This window comes from Paracoccus aerodenitrificans (assembly GCF_027913215.1).
GTDB lineage: Bacteria > Pseudomonadota > Alphaproteobacteria > Rhodobacterales > Rhodobacteraceae > Paracoccus > Paracoccus aerodenitrificans.
In genome coordinates this window covers 2,483,812-2,500,779 of record NZ_CP115784.1, presented here as the reverse complement: position 1 = coordinate 2,500,779, position 16,968 = coordinate 2,483,812, and the positions used below count along the sequence as shown (strand labels likewise).

Sequence of the window (16,968 nt, the reverse complement as noted above, 5' to 3'; positions counted from 1 at the left end):
GCTGATTTTTTGGGGGCACCCTGCACCAGAGCGGTTTAGAACACAACAGTATACAATAAGAAACACCGGCCTTTTTAGCCGGTGTTTCTTATGGATAAAATACAGGTTTTCGCTTTTTCTATCAGCCAATCGCGGCGGATCTCACCTGTTCGTCAACCTTGTCAATGTATTGAGCAAAGTTATCCGAGAACATCTCGACCAGCTTTCTGGCCTGAGCATCGTATGCCTCGGGATTTTCCCAAGTGCGGCGCGGATCCAGCAGAACTTCCGAAACGCCCGGCACCGAAGTCGGCACCTCGAATCCGAAATTCGGATCCTTGCGGAACTCGGTTTCGTTCAGCGAACCGTCAAGTGCTGCGGTCAGCAGGGCGCGGGTCGCCCGGATCGGCATGCGTGCGCCGGTGCCGAACGCGCCTCCGGTCCAGCCGGTATTCACCAGCCAGCAGGTCGCGCCGGTTTCAGCGATCTTTTTTTGCAGCAACTCGCCATAGGCTTCCGGGCGGCGCGGCATGAAAGGAGCGCCGAAGCAGGTCGAGAAAGTCGGTGTCGGTTCGGTCACGCCAACCTCGGTGCCCGGAGTCTTCGAAGTGAAGCCCGACAGGAAATGATACATCGCCTGTTCCGGGGTCAGTCGCGCGATGGGCGGCAAAACGCCGTAAGCGTCACAGGTCAGCATGATGACGTTTTTCGGCACCCCCGCCATTCCCGTCGGAGAAGCGTTTGAGATATAATCCAGCGGATATGCGCAGCGCATATTCTCGGTGATCGAGCTGTCTTCGAAATCAAGCTCCAGCGTGTCGGGATCGTAGACCATATTTTCGATCACTGTCCCGAATTTATGCGTGGTGGCGTAGATCTCGGGTTCGGCCTTCGGCGAGAGGCTGATGGTTTTTGCATAGCAGCCGCCTTCGAAGTTGAAGACGCCCTCATCCGACCAGCCATGTTCGTCATCGCCGATCAGAACGCGCGAGGGATCTGCGGAAAGGGTGGTTTTCCCGGTGCCGCTGAGACCGAAAAACACCGCTACGTCGTTTTCGTCGTCATGGGCGTGATTCGCGCTGCAATGCATCGGCATGACGCCGCGCTCGGGCAGGATATAGTTCAGAAGGGTGAAGACGCCTTTCTTGTTCTCACCGGCATATTCGGTGTTTCCGATGAGGATCAGCTTCTTCTCGAAATTCAGCGCGATCACCGTTTCCGAGCGGCAGCCATGCCGCTCCGGGTCGGCCTTGAAGCTGGGGCAGTTGATGATCGTGTATTCCGCCTGAAAACCTGCCAGCTCTTCGGCCTCGGGGCGGCGCAGAAGGTGGCGGATGAACAGGTTGTGCCAGGCAAGCTCTGAAACGACGCGCACATCGAGGCGTTGGCTTGGGTCGGCACCTGCATACAGGTCCTGAACGAAATATTCCTTGCCCTGCATATGCGCCAGCATATCGGCGTAGAGGCGATCAAAAGCCTCAGGGTTCATCGGCTTGTTGTTTTCCCACCAGATCTTGTCTTCGACCCCGGCGGTACGGGCGACGAATTTATCCTTTGGCGAGCGGCCGGTATGTTTGCCGGTCGAGACAAGGAACGCGCCTCCGAGACCCAGCTTTCCCTCTCCACGGGCAATTGCCCTTTCGATCAGGGCCGGTTCCAGCAGATTATAATGGACAATGGCTGCCCCTTCGATTCCCTGGTCTTCCAGTTTGAACTTGGGGTTCACGCGGGGCTGCGTCATTATCAAAAGTCTCCGATTGGCAGAAAAAGCGTGTGAGTCTCACCCCCTATAACATGGCATTTTTATGAAAACAGACGCCTTCGCCTCATGTTAGCGAAATCACCGGAAGTTAGCGCAACCAGCCCTCAAACCCCGGAATTTTGCTGGGTAAAATGCATGTGTGAATGGTGCCGATCATGACCCGTTTCGAGATTACGCATGCCTCCGCCGTTTCGCTTGATGGCGCAGGGGTTCTGGTGAAAGGCCCCTCGGGCTGCGGAAAATCCTCTCTCGCGCTGCAATTGATCGGTCTGGGTGCGGTGCTTGTCAGCGATGACCGTGTCATTCTTACAGAAGACGGCGCTGACGTGGTCGCAGAGGCACCGCCCGCACTGGCCGGGCTGATCGAGGCGCGAGGGGTGGGGCTGCTGCGCTGTCCGCACGAGGCGGCCCGAATCAGGCTGGTGGTCGATCTTGGGCAGGCCGAGACCGAACGCCTGCCACCTATTCGCCACAGTCTCCTTATGAATCAGTCGCTGCCACTTGTTCTGGGTCCCGTCTCGGCCCATCTTGCCCCAACGATCTGCCTGTTGCTGCGGGGCGGACGTCTCGATCCAGAAACTGCTTTTGAACCGGCATCGCGATGATAGAAACGGCGCCCATATCCGCCACGGCGGAAGCGGAGGGATCCGAAGATGCCTCGACCAGGCTGGTGCTGGTGACGGGTCCGTCAGGTGCAGGCCGTTCGACAGCGATCAATGTGCTGGAAGATCTGGGATACGAGGCGATCGATAATCTGCCGCTTTCGCTGGTGCCACGACTTCTTGACGGTCCGCCAAGACCTGCGCCTCTGGCACTCGGGCTCGATGTCCGCAATCGGGACTTCTCGGCTTCTGCCGTGATCGAGCTGATTGACAGGCTGACGCGGCATCCGGATTACGGCCCCGAAGTGCTGTATCTCGACTGTGATTCGACGATTCTGGTGCGCCGCTACAACGAAACGCGCAGACGGCATCCGATGGCCGGAGCAGGTGCGCCGCTGGACGGAATAGAGGCCGAAAAGGATATTCTGGCACCGATCAGAGTGCGGGCCGATGTGCTGGTGAATACATCCGAAATGTCTCCGCATGAGCTCAAGGCAGAGCTTGCCCGGTTTTTCGAAACCGACCGGGAAAAGCGTCTGGCGGTCTCGGTGCAGAGTTTTTCGTATAAGCGCGGCGTTCCGCGCGGCATAGATGTCATGTTCGACTGCCGGTTTCTGGCCAATCCGCATTGGGAGCCCGCATTGCGCAGGCTGGATGGCCGGGACTCGGCGGTGCGCGATTACGTTATCTCGGACCCGCGATTCGAAGAGTTCTTCTCTCGCGTTCGTGATCTGTTATTATTCGTGCTACCGTTGCATCTTGCTGAAGGGAAAACACATCTTGCGATAGGGTTTGGTTGCACGGGTGGGCAACATCGCTCTGTCACTATGGCAGAAAATATGTCAGAAGCGCTTGCTGGAAATGGCTGGCAAGTATCAAAACGTCACAGGGAACTAGAACGGCGCGCAGCAGAAGCGGCACATCTTACGGTTTCGAGTTCGACGCCTCAGGGAACGCAGAATTGATCGGAATTGTCATCGTTGCACATGGAGGTCTGGCGCGAGAGTATCTTTCGGCAATGGAACATGTCGTTGGATCCCAGACTGGTGTGCGCACCATCACGATAGAAGACGCGCATGACCGCAGCGCGAAAAGCATGGAAATCTGTGCCGCGGCAGATGAAGTGGATGAAGGCGACGGCGTGGTCGTGGTCACCGATCTTTTCGGAGGCTCGCCTTCGAACCTGTCGCTGCCTGCCTGCGCGGCACGCAACCGCGTCATCCTTTACGGGGCGAATCTTCCTATGCTGGTCAAACTGGCCAAGTTGCGGCATCTGTCCGCGAATGAAGCGGCGGCGCGGGCTGCTGCTGCGGGTCGAAAATATATCGACAGCTACAATGTCTTCGAAGAATCAGCGATACGGCAGGCCGCTCAATGAGCAGTGATGCCGGTCGCGTCCTGCCTATCGTCAATGAAAAAGGCCTCCACGCCCGCGCATCGGCCAAATTCGTGGAGCTGGTCGAACGCTTCGACGCCGAGGCTCAGGTGTCGCGGGACGGCATGACGGTATCCGGAGATTCGATCATGGGCCTGCTGATGCTGGCGGCAAGCCGTGGCAGCCAGATCACATTGAAGACGACCGGTCCTCAGGCCGAGGAGCTGGCGGCTGAACTTGAAGCTCTGGTCGCGCGTCGATTTGATGAGGACCGCTGAACTTTGCCCAATCGCGCCAGATATCACCACGGTAATTTGCGTGAGGCTTTGATTGACGCTGCGATCCGCTTAATTGAGGGGTCTGGTCCTCAGGCATTCACCCTCGCCGAGGCATCGCGTCGGGCAGGGGTGTCCACGGCTGCACCATACCGGCACTTCAAGGGACGTGACGATCTTCTGGAGGAGATCGCCCGACTCGGATTCATTGAGTTTGCGAATACCATGTCTGCAGCCTATGGAGATGGCTCTCCGACGCCGCTGGATGCTCTGGAACGGCTGGGTACGCGCTATTTGGAATTCGCCCGTGAGCGACCGGCATTCTACATGGCCATGTTTGAAAGTGGCCTTGCGATCACCTCGAACAGCAGTCTGTGGGAGGTTTCAGAACGTGCTCTGGCAATTCTGATCAGAGCCGCTGAAGCGCTGTTCGTGCATATGCCGCCAGATGAACGACCGCCTGCGCGAATGGTGGCGAATCATATCTGGGCGCTTAGCCACGGCGTCGTTGAACTTTTCGCCCGCAACAAGCAGGGTATGCGCTCGCCCATATCCGCAGAAGACATGCTCAGTTCCGGTGTGATGATCTATCTGCGTGGCCTCGGCCTGATCCGCAACTGAACCTGCCCCAAATATTGTTGCCGATTTTTTTTATCCGGTTCCCTTGATCGGCGGTCTCACGAACCCATCTATGGTAATGTGAATGGTATTAACATAGCAGCAAGGGAGCCAAAGATGCATTATGGTGGAACCACGGATTACCGGCCCGGGCCAATGTCGCGCGTCAAGGGCGCGTTGATCCAGTCCCGGGACTGGCTTGATGACAAGGGGAAGGGGGCGTGGATTGCCGCCATGATCCTTGGATTTATCTTCGTCTGGCCGGTCGGTCTGGCGATCCTTCTTTACATGATCGGGAGCAATCGCATGTTCACCTGTTCCAGTCGCCGCGGCTATTCGGGCCGTCACTCTGTCCGTCCGTCGGGAAACTCGGCCTTCGATGCCTATCGTGAAGAAACGCTGAAGCGCCTTGAGGACGAACATAACGAATTCACGGCGTTTATGGTGCGTCTGCGCGAAGCGCGTGACAAATCAGAGTTTGACCAGTTCATGAAAGAGCGCCGCGAAGGCAACGACGCAGCCTGAGCCGACAATAATGCCTTAAGAAAAAAGGCCGGTGGTTGATGCCACCGGCCTTTTTCTGCTGATCTTCAGCGTGTCGGAACGGGTTCGTCTTTGGAATAATCGTAGAAACCGCGCCCGGTCTTGCGGCCAAGCCAGCCAGCCTCGACATATTTCACCAGAAGCGGGCAGGGGCGATATTTGGTATCCGCCAGCCCGTCATGCAGCACATTCATGATGGCCAGGCAGGTATCCAGCCCGATGAAATCGGCCAGCTCCAGCGGACCCATCGGCCAGTTTGCCCCCAGCTTCATCGACTGGTCGATGGATTTCACCGATCCGACCCCTTCGTAAAGCGTATAGACCGCCTCATTGATCATCGGGATCAGAATGCGGTTAACGATAAAGGCAGGAAAATCTTCTGCGGTGGCAGAGGTCTTGCCCAGTTTATCCACGACCTCCAGCATCGTGTTATAGGTGGCCTCATCCGTGGCGATGCCGCGGATCAGCTCGACTAGTTGCATGACCGGAACCGGGTTCATGAAATGGAACCCCATGAACCGCTCAGGGCGGTCAGTGCCGCTTGCCAGCCGGGTGATTGAAATCGACGAGGTGTTCGAGGTCAGTATCGTGTCCGGTTTGAGATGCGGCAGTAATTCCTGGAAGATCTTATGCTTCACGGCTTCTTTTTCAGTCGCTGCCTCGATGATCAGATCGGATTGGCCCAGATCGGTCAGGGTCATGGTGGTGCCGATGCGATTCAGCGCCTCATCCCGCTCAGCCTGGCTGATCTTCTCACCCTTTACCTGCCGGTCGAGGTTTTTGGTAATGACCGCCATCGCCTGATCGAGCGCATCCTGACTGATATCGTTCAGCGTCACATCATAACCCGCCAAAGCGAAGACATGAGCGATCCCGTTGCCCATCTGGCCCGCGCCGACCACCCCTACCGATTTAATCGTCATGCTCTGTCCTTTCATCTGCCGGGCAGACGATAGGTCGGGCTGCACGCCGGATCAACGGCGAACGCGGCGTATGGAGGTTCTTTCGTCTTCTATCCGGCCAGATTCGCGATGGCCTCGGCAATCGGAACCCCGCCGTCGGTCAGTTCGATGATGCGATGGTTGATTGCGGGCGAAGCGACTATTTCCGCGAGTGTGGCGGCGACATTATCCCGGCTGACATTGCCATAGGGAATTGCCGCACCGGCGCGGATCCGGCCCGAGCCGACCTCATCCGTCAGCGTACCGGGGCGCAGGATCACCCAGTCGAGATCGCTTTGCACCAGCCTCGCATCGGCATTGCGTTTCACCTGCATATATAGCTCGAACCGTTCATTTGGCGGGTTCGCCCCACGACCGGCATCCATGAATGCGGACACCAGAATGAAGCGTTTTACCCGGGCAGATCGCGCGGCATTCACGGCTTTCTCCAGCCCCTCGCCGTCGATGGCACGGGTCATTTCGGGACCGCCCTTGCCGCCCGCTCCGGCGCTGAAGATGACGGTTTCGTATCCCTGCATAAGGGTGGATAAACCGGCAGCATCAAGCGCCAGCAGATCGCCTTCCACAGGAGTTACGCCGGTTTCGCGCAGCTTTTCCAACTGTTCGGCTGCCCGAGCCATGGCGCCGACAGCCATATTTCTTTCCAGCAGGATTGGCCCCAGCCGATGCCCGATCTTTCCTGCGGCACCTATGATAAATACGCCAGACATAATCGTCCTCCTCCCTTCAATGTGAATGATAACGACGCAATGCGCCTGATTATCACCGGGTTCCGGCGTATCTATATGACAAGGGAAAGCGACGAAGTCTCTTATTATTGCAACATCAGAGAATTTAGGTTTCTTATTATCCAGCCCTAAGAACGATTTGCGGAATTGGCGAAGCATGCATCCTGAGACTGAAGAAAACCTTGTCCGGATTCGGGAGATGAATTTTCACTTTGTACGGCACGAGGATCTTGTTTTTGTAGTGAACCACCGATTGCTTGCGGATGTGGCAGAGGATCTGTGTCGCTTACTGCCGGTGAACCACGGGTTTCGTGCCTCTGTTCTGGTCGGGATGCACATCTTTGGCAGTTTGCCTGATGTGGTCGGGCCGAAACTGGGGATTCAGACAGAGCAGATATTGGATGAGAAAGGTAGTTCATTGTGGCGCGACTATCCGATTCGACGGGTTCGCCGTGATATTAATTGGTTGAATGGCATGCTGGATTTTAGTTTCGCAAATCTGCCGGCTTATGCCGAGCTCAGACCCAGTCGACGTAGAAAGGTATTATTCGGCCCTTACGCTTTTCCTGACCATATTGTGCCTTTCCGCTTGAATGGGGACTATATTGCGTTTGTGGGGAATACACATGGTCGCCGTAGCGAAATTCTTCAGGCTTTATCAGAAAAGACCCGAATTGATATCGCGCCACGGCGCACATTTGGAGAGCGTCTTTCCAGATGGCTGGAAGGCAGTAGCGGCGTCCTGAATATCCACTTTGCCGAGGGTGTCTACGCCGAAATTCCGCGGATGATTAAAGCCTACCTTGCGGGAAAGGTCATATATTCCGAGGAACTCTCTTACCCGTTCGTCGCAGGGCGTCACTATTTTCTGCTCGATGCGTTTGAGGAAGATGTGGAGACCCGTTTGCAGGTCTTTGAGCGTTTCCAGCGGGAAATAGCGATCCCCTATCGCTTTACACGCTTCCTCGAAACATTCCTCGAACGACAGCCCAGTGAGGATCCCGGTTCGGGGCGACCGGAAATAGCCGCCCCGAATGTCGATTAGAGCTTCTCGGTCAGCTCCGGCACGATCTGGAACAGATCGCCCACCAGCCCATAATCGGCGACCTGGAAGATTGGGGCTTCTTCGTCCTTGTTGATCGCCACTATGACCTTCGAATCCTTCATCCCCGCAAGGTGCTGGATCGCGCCAGATATGCCGACGGCCACGTAAAGCTGCGGGGCTACGATCTTGCCGGTCTGCCCGACCTGCCAGTCATTCGGCGCGAAGCCCGAATCGACGGCGGCACGCGAGGCGCCGACCGCCGCGCCAAGCTTGTCGGCCAGCTTCTCGATGATGGCGAAATTCTCCTCGGAGCCGACACCGCGGCCCCCGGACACCACGCGGCCGGCCGAGGTCAGCTCGGGGCGGTCGCTTTCGGCCACCTCGTCCGAGACCCAGCTCGACAGGCCCGGATCTTCGCCGGTGGCCTGATCCTCAACCGAAGCCGAGCCGCCATCGCCCGCCGCATCGAAGCTGGCCGTGCGCACGGTCATGACCTTCTTGGCATCCTTCGATGTCACCGTCTGGATCGCGTTACCGGCATAGACCGGGCGCTTGAACGTGTCGGCATCCACCACCTCGGACACATCCGAGATCACCATCACATCCAGCAGAGCGGCAACGCGCGGCATAATGTTCTTGGCGTCCGTGGTCGCAGGCGCGGCGATATGGTCGTAATCGCCCGCGAGGCTGACCAGCAGCGCGGCGGTCGGTTCCGCCAGGCGGTGACCATAGAGATCATCCTCGGCGACCAGCACCTTCGCCACCCCGTCGATCTTCGCAGCTTCATCTGCCGCAGCCTTGGCTGACGACCCGGCACAGAGCACCGTCACATCGCCCAGACCCTTCAGCGCATTCACGGCCTTCGCGGTGGCGTCGCGGTTCAGCTCGCCATTCGTCACTTCACCCAACAGCAGAACAGCCATTACACAACCCCCGCTTCTTTCAGTTTCGACACAAGCTCATCGACATCGCCGACGATGATCCCCGCCTTGCGGCCCTCGGGTTCCTCGGTCTTTGTAATCTCCAGACGCGGAGACACATCGACGCCGTAATCATCCGCCGTTTTCTCATCCAGAGGCTTCTTCTTCGCCTTCATGATATTCGGCAGCGAGGCATAGCGCGGCTCGTTCAGCCGCAGATCGGCGGTGACAATGGCAGGCAGCTTGACCTCGATGGTTTGCAGACCGCCATCGACTTCGCGGGTGACCTTGGCGGCCTCGCCCTCGATCTCCAGCTTGCTGGCGAAGGTCGCCTGACCCCAGCCGAGCAGCGCCGCCAGCATCTGGCCCGTCGCGTTCATGTCGTTGTCGATGGCCTGTTTCCCGGCGATGACCAGCTTCGGCTGTTCCTCATCGATCACAGCCTTGAGGATCTTCGCGACCGCCAGAGGCTCGATATCCGTATGCACATCATCTGCAGCCACCACCAGAATGGCCCGGTCCGCGCCCATCGCCAGAGCGGTCCGCAGCGTTTCCTGCGCCTGCTTGACGCCGATGGACACGACGACAACTTCCTCGGCGGCACCTTTTTCCTTCAGCCGGATCGCCTCTTCAACGGCGATCTCGTCGAACGGGTTCATCGACATTTTCACATTGGCAAGATCAACGCCCGACCCGTCGGACTTCACCTTCGCCTTCACGTTGTAATCTATCACCCGTTTTACTGGCACGAGAACCTTCATCGGCACTCTCTCCCTTTCACTGCTTCAGCAATTCGTCATAATTGTTAGCCGCCAGTCTGGCGCGAGGACAGGGAAAAATCCCATGACGCTGCGTTGACGCGAAGGTCAGGCAATGTCGTCCCGGCTGGCGCCCGGCTTCCACAGAACGTCGCCGCCCTGATCCAGATTTGCAACCCGTGCCGCGACGAACAGCCAGTCGGACAGGCGATTCAGATAGCGCAGCGCCGCCGGATTGACGTCCTGATCCGAGGCCAGAGCGGTTGCCCGCCGTTCAGCGCGTCGTGCAACCGTCCGGGCATGATGGAGATATGCGGAGAGCGGTGTGCCGCCCGGAAGGATGAAGCTGCGCAAGGGCTGAAGCGAAGCATTCATTGCGTCGATCTCTGTCTCCAGCCGGGTGACCTGTTCATCTGCCAGCCGCAAAACGGGGTAGGGGGCGTCTGTATCCGCTGCCATGTCCGGGCGGGACAGGTCCGCGCCCAGATCGAACAGCTCATTCTGGATAAGGCTGATTGGGCCTGTCTTTTCTGGCCCTGCATGCAGCCTGCAAATACCAAGAACGGCGTTCAGTTCATCGACGGTTCCATAGGCCTCGACGCGCGGATCATGTTTTGAGACCCGGCTGCCATTGGAAAGCGCGGTGTCGCCGCGATCTCCGCTGCGTGTGTAGATCCGGTTCAAGACGACCATCAGGCACCGCGCAGCGCAATGAAGATCAGGATCAGAGCGATGGCAACGGCCTGGGCGATGATCCGCCAGCGCATCATCCGGTTGCCGTGGCGGGCGTTGAACTTCCCGCCAACCCCGAATCCGGCGATGCCGGTGAAAAGGATCGCGACCACGACAAGCAGCGAGATCAGGATCACGATAAAAAGCGGATCGTCGGACAGCATGGCGGGGCCTTTCAGGAAACTGCGGCACAGCCTAGCCGTCCCGAACCCTCTGGTCCAGAGATCACCTTGCCGGACAGCGCCAGACCCGGCAGCCGGCATTCCTTCGCGCAGCGATGCCGCGCTGCGAATCACCAGTAGCGCGATGGAGATAATCGCGCTATGCTGCCCGCACAGACCCGGCAAACGGGCAACAGGTAGAGGCAGTGACGGCGGTATTCCCATGACCGAGATGGTCTTTGGCGCAACCCCAATGAGGGCAGGCGATCCGATTCTTCCAAGATGGTGGCGCACAGTCGACCGTTGGTCGCTGCTTGCGGTGCTGTGTCTTTTCGCCATCGGGCTTTTGCTTGGTCTGGCGGCCTCGGTTCCTCTGGCGGAAAAGAACAATCTGCCGCCGTTTTACTATGTCACGCGTCAGGCCATTTTCGGGACGATTGGCCTGCTGGTGATGTTCGTTATCTCGCTGTTCAGCCCGCTTCAGGTACGCAGGCTGGGTGTATTGGGTTTCTTCATCTCGGTTGCCGTGGTGGCGGCGCTTCCGGTGATCGGTACGGATTTCGGGAAAGGGGCGACACGCTGGCTGAGCCTTGGCTTTGCCTCGGTACAGCCCTCTGAGTTTCTGAAACCCTGCTTCGTTGCCGCGATTGCGTGGTGCATGGCCGCCAGTCAGGAAGTCGGAGGTCCTCCCGGCAAGATAATCAGCTTCGGCATCACCGGTGCGGTGGTGATGATGTTGGTCTCGCAGCCGGATTTCGGGCAGGCCTCGCTGGTGCTGTTCTCATGGTGCGTCATGTTCTTCGTTGCCGGAGCCCCGATGGCGCTGCTGGCCGGGGTGGCGGGGATGGCCGTTGCCGGGGGCTTCTTCGCCTATGGCGCATCCGAGCATTTCGCCCGGCGTATCGACGGTTTCCTTGCTGCCGAGGTCGATCCGCGGACCCAGCTTGGCTATGCGACCAATGCCATTCAGGAAGGCGGGTTCTTCGGGGTTGGCGTGGGTGAGGGCACTGTGAAATGGTCTCTGCCCGACGCGCATACGGATTTCATCATCGCTGTCGCCGCCGAGGAATATGGGCTGGTTCTGGTGCTGTTCATCATCGCGCTTTATGCCGTGATCGTCTTCCGCTCACTGATTCGGCTGCTGCGTGAGCGCGATCCCTTCGCGCGGATCGCGGGAACCGGCCTTGCCTGCGCATTCGGCGTGCAGGCGCTGATCAATATGGGGGTGGCCGTCCGGCTGCTGCCGGCAAAGGGGATGACATTGCCCTTTGTCAGCTATGGCGGGTCATCGGTGATCGCTTCGGGGATTGCGATGGGGATGTTGCTGGCGCTGACACGCTATCGCGCTCAGGGTGAGATGTCCGATCTGCTTGGACGGGGGCGCTGATGTCGCGATATGCGCTGATCGCCGCCGGAGGAACCGGCGGGCATATGTTTCCGGCTCAGGCTCTGGCCGAGGTGATGTTGGCCGAAGGCTGGCGGGTCAGTCTTTCGACGGACGAACGCGGATCGCGGTATTCCGATAAATTCCCGGATGCGGTCACTCGTCAGATCGTCAGCGCTGCGACCACGGCACGCGGCGGGCATCTGCAAAAGATCGCGGCACCGTTCAAGATCGCGGCCGGAGTGCTGGCCGCGCGGCGGGCGTTCCGTGCCGACCGGCCCGATGTGGTCATCGGCTTTGGCGGCTATCCGACAGTGCCGGCGATGACGGCGGCGGGGCTGCTTGGGATCCCTCGCATGATCCATGAACAGAACGGAGTCATGGGCCGGGTGAACAGCCTCTTTGCCCGCCGCGTCGACAGGATCGCCTGCGGCACATGGCCGACCGAACTGCCGGACGGGGCCGAGGGTATCCATACCGGCAACCCGGTCCGCGCCAGTATACGCGAGCGTGCCGCAGCACCCTATGATCCGCCCGGAGAGGGCGATCTGAACATTGTGGTGATCGGTGGCAGCCAGGGCGCCCGCATCCTTTCGGATATCGTCCCCGCCGCCATAGCGGGCCTGCCGGAATCGCTTGGACCAAGGCTGCGCGTCGCCCATCAGGCCCGGAAAGAGGATCACGACCGTGTCGTGGCGGCCTATGCGGATGCGGGAATTCAGGCCGATGTGCGTCATTTCTTCGACGATGTGCCTGCGCGGTTTGCCGATGCGCATCTGGTGATAGCCAGGTCCGGAGCCTCTACCGTCGCGGATCTGACGGTGATTGGCCGTCCCTCGATACTGGTGCCGCTCGCCATCGCCATCCGCGATGAGCAATCCGCCAATGCGCGGCCCCTTGCCGATGCGGGCGCATCCATCGTCCTGCCGGAAACGATACTTGACCCGGAAACGCTCACGCGCGACATGCTTGCAATTCTTTCGGACCCCGAGCGGGCCTCGGGAATGGCCGCCGCGGCCCTGTCGCTTGGCCGCCCCGACGCCGCCGAGCGTCTGTATGACATCGTAACGGAGATCGCCGCATGAATGCTGCAACGAAACTGCCCGGAGAGCTTGGCCCGATCCATTTCGTGGGGATCGGCGGAATCGGCATGTCCGGCATTGCCGAGGTGCTGATGACACTGGGCTATGACGTGCAGGGTTCCGATGCGAAACGCTCGAAAATCACCGACCGGCTGGAAAGCCTCGGCGCCCGCGTCTTCGAGGGGCAGAAAGCCGAAAATATCGGTGAGGCCGGTGTGGTCGTGATCTCGACCGCCATCAAGAAAGGCAATCCCGAGCTGGAAGAGGCCCGCCGCCGCGGCCTGCCCATTGTTCGTCGCGCCGAGATGTTGGCCGAGCTGATGCGGTTGCGTTCAAACATCGCCATCGGCGGAACGCATGGCAAAACCACCACCACGACGATGGTCGCCACGCTGCTGGATCACGGCAAGTTCGATCCGACCGTTATCAATGGCGGTGTCATCCATGCCTATGGTTCTAACGCCCGTGCCGGTGCAGGCGAATGGATGGTGGTCGAGGCCGATGAATCCGACGGCTCCTTCAACCGTCTGCCCGCGACCATCGCTGTGATCACAAATATCGACCCCGAGCATATGGAGCATTGGGGTGATTTCGACAGGCTGCGCGAGGGGTTCTATAATTTCGCGTCGTCAGTGCCGTTTTACGGTCTGGCCGTCTGCTGCACCGATCACCCCGAGGTGCAGGCTCTGGTCGGCAGGCTTACCGATCGTCGCGTGGTGACCTTCGGGTTCAACGCTCAGGCCGATATCCGCGCCATGAACCTGACCTATGAAAACGGCATCGCCCATTTCGACGTGGCGCTTCAGGGTGAGGCCGATATCAATGACGGCGAAATCCCTGTCATTGAAAACTGCACATTGCCCATGCCGGGCGATCATAACGTCTCGAACGCGCTTGCCGCCGTCGCCGTCGCCCGCCATCTGGGCATGAAACGCGCCGAGATCCGCGAGGCGCTTGCCGCGTTCGGCGGCGTCGGCCGCCGCTTTACCCGTGTCGGAGAGATAAACGGCGTCACCATTATCGACGATTACGGTCATCACCCGGTCGAGATCGCAGCCGTGCTGAAAGCCGCCCGTCAGGCCACGAAAGGCCGCGTGATCGCCGTGCATCAGCCGCATCGCTATTCCCGCCTGTCCAATCTGTTCGAGGATTTCTGCACCTGTTTCAACGAAGCCGATGTGGTCGGCATCGCCGATGTCTATGCTGCGGGCGAAGACCCCATCCCCGGCGCGGGCCGGGATGATCTGGTTGACGGTCTGATCGCTCACGGGCATCGCCATGCTCGCGCGGTTGTGGATGAGCGCGATCTGGAACGGCTGGTCCGCGAACAGGCGAGGCCCGGCGATATGGTGGTGTGTCTCGGCGCGGGTTCGATCTCGGCCTGGGCGAATGCGCTGCCCGAGCGTCTTCAGGAAAAAGCGGCATAGGGCCGATATAATGACATGCACTGCCGCAATCCGGGAAACCTCCTTGCCATGCGGCAAAATCTGCGACACCGGGCCGCTCGGGGAGGGTTTTCCGCATGACTGCGGTTGACCTCTCTTCCGGCGCACCTTGCCCTCTGGGCCTTGAGATACTTGTTCTGCCCATGCTGTTCGGACCTGCTGTCGGAGCTGTGATCGCCAGATCGGGAACGAGACTGCATCCATGAAACGTTAAGCACCCGATGGGCCGGTCAGCCGCCCCTCGCATCGCCGATACAGAAGAGGACGGAATGGAAATCTTGCTGGTCTATATTCTGGGTGTCACGATCATCGGCGTTGGAGGTGTGATCGGGGCGCGGCGTCTCAGGGCACGGTCCTATCTGTCATTTCTCGCAATGGTGATGATGACCGTTGTGGCGGCCATAGTCTGCTGCATTCTCGGTCAATATGGAGCGACCGGATTTGAAGGGGTCATCGGCATCGGGCTTGGAGTGGCGCTTTTCCTGATGGCAGGCGGTCTGGTTCTGGGCGGACTGGTCGGCACTTTGCTGATGGGGCACGGCGCATTTCGCGGACGCCGTTATCGCGGCCCGGATCGGGCATGGGATATCGGTGCAGTGTCCGCACTGATCCTGGTCTGCCTGATCATCAGCTTCATGACTGCCGGAGGCAGCGCAACCTCAATCGCTATGCCCTGATATTTGGGGCAAACCGCGACCTGCTTTGGACTCCTGCGCGGTCGCAATGTTGACGGCTCAGCTTTGGCTGGCTACCAGCGAGGCATGAACACGAAGCTTCCCTCTTCCCGCGGCACACTGACCCCGGATCGCCCCTTGGACTCGCTGACATGGCTGCGCGTCGGGGGCCCGGCTGACTGGCTGTTGCAGCCCGCCGACCCCGATGATCTTGCCCAGTTTCTTTCGGCTCTGGATGCTGGGATCCCGGTCTTTCCGATGGGGGTCGGCTCTAATCTCATCGTCCGCGATGGCGGGATTCGCGGCGTGGTGATCCGACTGGGGCGGGGCTTCAACGAAATCAGCTTCGAGGACGATCACGTGATCGCCGGTGCGGCTGCTCTTGATGCCCATGTCGCGCGAAAAGCGGCGGATCAGGGGCTTGATCTGACATTTCTGCGCACCATCCCCGGCAGCATTGGCGGAGCGGTGCGGATGAATGCGGGCTGCTATGGGTCTTATATCGCCGATCACCTGACGGAAGCGACCATCGTCACCCGCAAAGGTGAGCGTCTGACCCTCGGTCGCGACGACCTGAAATTCGCCTATCGCCACAGCGAATTGCCCGAAGGCGCGGTCATTATCTCTGCCCGTTTTCAGGCAGAGCGCGGCGAGCCGGACAAGCTGCATCAGCGCATGCAGGATCAGCTTGCCAAGCGCGACGCGAGCCAGCCCACGCGTGAGCGCAGCGCGGGTTCGACCTTCCGCAACCCGGCCGGGTTCAGTTCGACGGGGCGCGAGGATGATACGCATGAGTTGAAAGCATGGAAGCTGATCGAGGATGCTGGATTGCGCGGATATCGTCTCGGCGGGGCGCAGATGTCCGAGAAACATCCCAATTTCCTGCTGAATGCGGATGGCGCTACGGCAGCCGAACTGGAGCAACTTGGCGAACTGGTGCGTGAGCGCGTGCGGACCAGCTCGGGGCATGATCTGCAATGGGAAGTAATCCGTATCGGCGATGCGTCCTGAAAGGCGCAGGCGCGATATCGGCTGATCATAGCAAATGCGCGTCATTTCGGATGGATCATCAGGCAAGGAAGCATCTATGTCAGAAGGGTTGAGGCCGGAGAAAACCGCGGCAAGCCGGAATGCCTATGTGACGCTGGCGACGAATGCGGATTATTCGCTTGGCGCTCTGGCTTTGATCAATTCGATCCGGTTGACCGGGACCGGGGCGGATTGCGTTGTGCTGCACACCTCGGTTCCCGACGAATCGCTTCAGAAGCTGCGCGATGCGGGTGCCCGTCTGGTTGCCACGGATCTGCTGGACACATCCGATGCGTTCAATCTGGCCCATGCCCGTGATGCGCTGCATGCCCGCGCGGCCTTCACCAAGGGGACCAAGCCGCCTTTCCATACTCCACTGGATAATTTCGCCAAGCTGAGGCTGTGGCAGTTGACGGAATACGACTCTGTCGTTTTCATCGACGCCGATGCGGTCATGCTGAAGAACTGCGACAAGCTGTTCCGGTATCCCGAATTCTGCGCCGCACCGAATGTATATGAGGGGTTGTCGGATTTTCACCGGCTGAACTCGGGCGTTTTCACCGCCCGCCCGTCCGTGGCGACGTTCGAGGCGATGATGCAGCGTCTCGACCGGCCCGGCGTGTTCTGGAGACGGACGGATCAGACCTTCCTTCAGGAGTTCTTCCCTGACTGGCACGGCCTGCCGGTGTTCTACAACATGCTGCAATATGTCTGGTTCAACATGCCGGAACTCTGGTCATGGCCCGAGATCCACATTCTGCATTACCAGTATGAGAAACCCTGGCAGGATCATGACAAGGCGGACCGGCTGCGCCCGCTGATCGAATTATGGCGCGGATATGCGGGGCAGGGACCGATCATTGATCCCGCTAGCCTGCCGCCAGCGACATGAGG

At 59.4% G+C, this 16,968-nt stretch carries 20 protein-coding genes and 1 pseudogene; 14 read left to right on the top strand and 7 right to left on the bottom strand.

Going from position 1 to position 16,968, the window contains the following annotated elements; translation table 11 throughout:
• Positions 1-121: 121 nt before the first annotated feature.
• Complete coding sequence (locus PAE61_RS13705) at positions 122-1,720, bottom strand: phosphoenolpyruvate carboxykinase (protein ID WP_271112936.1); 1,599 nt, start codon at positions 1,718-1,720, stop codon at positions 122-124.
• A gap of 176 nt (positions 1,721-1,896) precedes the next feature.
• On the opposite strand from PAE61_RS13705, the gene PAE61_RS13700 reads away from it, so the two are divergent.
• From PAE61_RS13700 to PAE61_RS13675, 7 genes and pseudogenes are all read left to right on the top strand, one after another.
• Positions 1,897-2,346: an HPr kinase/phosphorylase gene (locus PAE61_RS13700; RefSeq protein WP_271112935.1), complete on the top strand. Its 450-nt coding sequence runs from the start codon at positions 1,897-1,899 to the stop codon at positions 2,344-2,346.
• Positions 2,343-3,308, top strand: coding sequence for an RNase adapter RapZ (gene rapZ, locus PAE61_RS13695; protein ID WP_271112934.1), 966 nt, complete (start codon positions 2,343-2,345; stop codon positions 3,306-3,308). The genes PAE61_RS13700 and rapZ overlap by 4 nt, the downstream gene beginning before the upstream one ends.
• Positions 3,305-3,721, top strand: coding sequence for a PTS sugar transporter subunit IIA (locus PAE61_RS13690; RefSeq protein ID WP_271112933.1), 417 nt, complete (start codon positions 3,305-3,307; stop codon positions 3,719-3,721). The genes rapZ and PAE61_RS13690 overlap by 4 nt, the downstream gene beginning before the upstream one ends.
• Entirely contained in the window at positions 3,718-3,996 is a 279-nt protein-coding gene (locus PAE61_RS13685; RefSeq protein WP_271112932.1) for an HPr family phosphocarrier protein, read from the top strand. Before PAE61_RS13690 ends, PAE61_RS13685 begins: the two co-directional genes overlap by 4 nt.
• 3 nt (positions 3,997-3,999) lie before the next feature.
• Positions 4,000-4,173: pseudogene (locus PAE61_RS17605) on the top strand (TetR/AcrR family transcriptional regulator); the annotation flags it as partial.
• Positions 4,174-4,218: 45 nt separating this feature from the next.
• Positions 4,219-4,614, top strand: coding sequence for a TetR-like C-terminal domain-containing protein (locus PAE61_RS17600; RefSeq protein ID WP_353620394.1), 396 nt, complete (start codon positions 4,219-4,221; stop codon positions 4,612-4,614).
• Positions 4,615-4,728: 114 nt separating this feature from the next.
• Positions 4,729-5,136, top strand: a complete 408-nt coding sequence (locus PAE61_RS13675) for a DUF2852 domain-containing protein (protein WP_434803078.1) — start codon at positions 4,729-4,731, stop codon at positions 5,134-5,136.
• 65 nt (positions 5,137-5,201) lie between these two features.
• Here the strand turns inward: PAE61_RS13675 and PAE61_RS13670 are convergent, their stop codons facing one another.
• On the bottom strand, positions 5,202-6,077 hold the full coding sequence (locus PAE61_RS13670; protein WP_271112930.1) for a 3-hydroxybutyryl-CoA dehydrogenase: 876 nt from the start codon (positions 6,075-6,077) through the stop codon (positions 5,202-5,204).
• Between the two features lie 89 nt (positions 6,078-6,166).
• Positions 6,167-6,826, bottom strand: coding sequence for an SDR family oxidoreductase (locus PAE61_RS13665; RefSeq protein WP_271112929.1), 660 nt, complete (start codon positions 6,824-6,826; stop codon positions 6,167-6,169).
• A 175-nt stretch (positions 6,827-7,001) separates the two neighbouring features.
• On the opposite strand from PAE61_RS13665, the gene PAE61_RS13660 reads away from it, so the two are divergent.
• Positions 7,002-7,889, top strand: a complete 888-nt coding sequence (locus PAE61_RS13660) for a hypothetical protein (protein ID WP_271112928.1) — start codon at positions 7,002-7,004, stop codon at positions 7,887-7,889.
• Here PAE61_RS13660 and PAE61_RS13655 read toward each other — a convergent pair.
• The 4 genes from PAE61_RS13655 to PAE61_RS17645 all read right to left on the bottom strand — a co-directional run bounded on the left by PAE61_RS13655 (position 7,886) and on the right by PAE61_RS17645 (position 10,685).
• A complete protein-coding gene (locus PAE61_RS13655; RefSeq protein ID WP_271112927.1) occupies positions 7,886-8,812 on the bottom strand; it encodes an electron transfer flavoprotein subunit alpha/FixB family protein in 927 nt (308 codons plus the stop codon). The genes PAE61_RS13660 and PAE61_RS13655 overlap by 4 nt on opposite strands.
• Positions 8,812-9,570 (bottom strand): electron transfer flavoprotein subunit beta/FixA family protein, encoded by a 759-nt coding sequence (locus PAE61_RS13650; protein ID WP_271112926.1) that lies wholly within the window; start codon positions 9,568-9,570, stop codon positions 8,812-8,814. The genes PAE61_RS13655 and PAE61_RS13650 overlap by 1 nt, the downstream gene beginning before the upstream one ends.
• A 105-nt stretch (positions 9,571-9,675) precedes the next feature.
• Entirely contained in the window at positions 9,676-10,260 is a 585-nt protein-coding gene (locus PAE61_RS13645) for a cob(I)yrinic acid a,c-diamide adenosyltransferase (protein ID WP_271112925.1), read from the bottom strand.
• Positions 10,260-10,685: a twin transmembrane helix small protein gene (locus tag PAE61_RS17645; RefSeq protein WP_434803077.1), complete on the bottom strand. Its 426-nt coding sequence runs from the start codon at positions 10,683-10,685 to the stop codon at positions 10,260-10,262. Before PAE61_RS17645 ends, PAE61_RS13645 begins: the two co-directional genes overlap by 1 nt.
• Here PAE61_RS17645 and PAE61_RS13635 point away from each other — a divergent pair.
• The 6 genes from PAE61_RS13635 (at position 10,684) to PAE61_RS13610 (ending at position 16,966) form a co-directional block, all read left to right on the top strand.
• Positions 10,684-11,847, top strand: coding sequence for an FtsW/RodA/SpoVE family cell cycle protein (locus tag PAE61_RS13635; protein ID WP_271112924.1), 1,164 nt, complete (start codon positions 10,684-10,686; stop codon positions 11,845-11,847). The genes PAE61_RS17645 and PAE61_RS13635 overlap by 2 nt on opposite strands.
• Positions 11,847-12,929, top strand: a complete 1,083-nt coding sequence (gene murG / locus PAE61_RS13630) for an undecaprenyldiphospho-muramoylpentapeptide beta-N-acetylglucosaminyltransferase (RefSeq protein WP_271112923.1) — start codon at positions 11,847-11,849, stop codon at positions 12,927-12,929. Before PAE61_RS13635 ends, murG begins: the two co-directional genes overlap by 1 nt.
• Entirely contained in the window at positions 12,926-14,353 is a 1,428-nt protein-coding gene (gene murC, locus PAE61_RS13625) for a UDP-N-acetylmuramate--L-alanine ligase (RefSeq protein ID WP_271112922.1), read from the top strand. Before murG ends, murC begins: the two co-directional genes overlap by 4 nt.
• Before the next feature lie 287 nt (positions 14,354-14,640).
• Complete coding sequence (locus tag PAE61_RS13620; RefSeq protein ID WP_271112921.1) at positions 14,641-15,048, top strand: hypothetical protein; 408 nt, start codon at positions 14,641-14,643, stop codon at positions 15,046-15,048.
• Between the two features lie 84 nt (positions 15,049-15,132).
• On the top strand, positions 15,133-16,056 hold the full coding sequence (gene murB, locus PAE61_RS13615) for a UDP-N-acetylmuramate dehydrogenase (protein WP_271112920.1): 924 nt from the start codon (positions 15,133-15,135) through the stop codon (positions 16,054-16,056).
• Positions 16,057-16,132: 76 nt separating this feature from the next.
• Positions 16,133-16,966, top strand: a complete 834-nt coding sequence (locus PAE61_RS13610) for a glycosyltransferase (protein WP_271112919.1) — start codon at positions 16,133-16,135, stop codon at positions 16,964-16,966.
• Positions 16,967-16,968 lie beyond the last annotated feature (2 nt).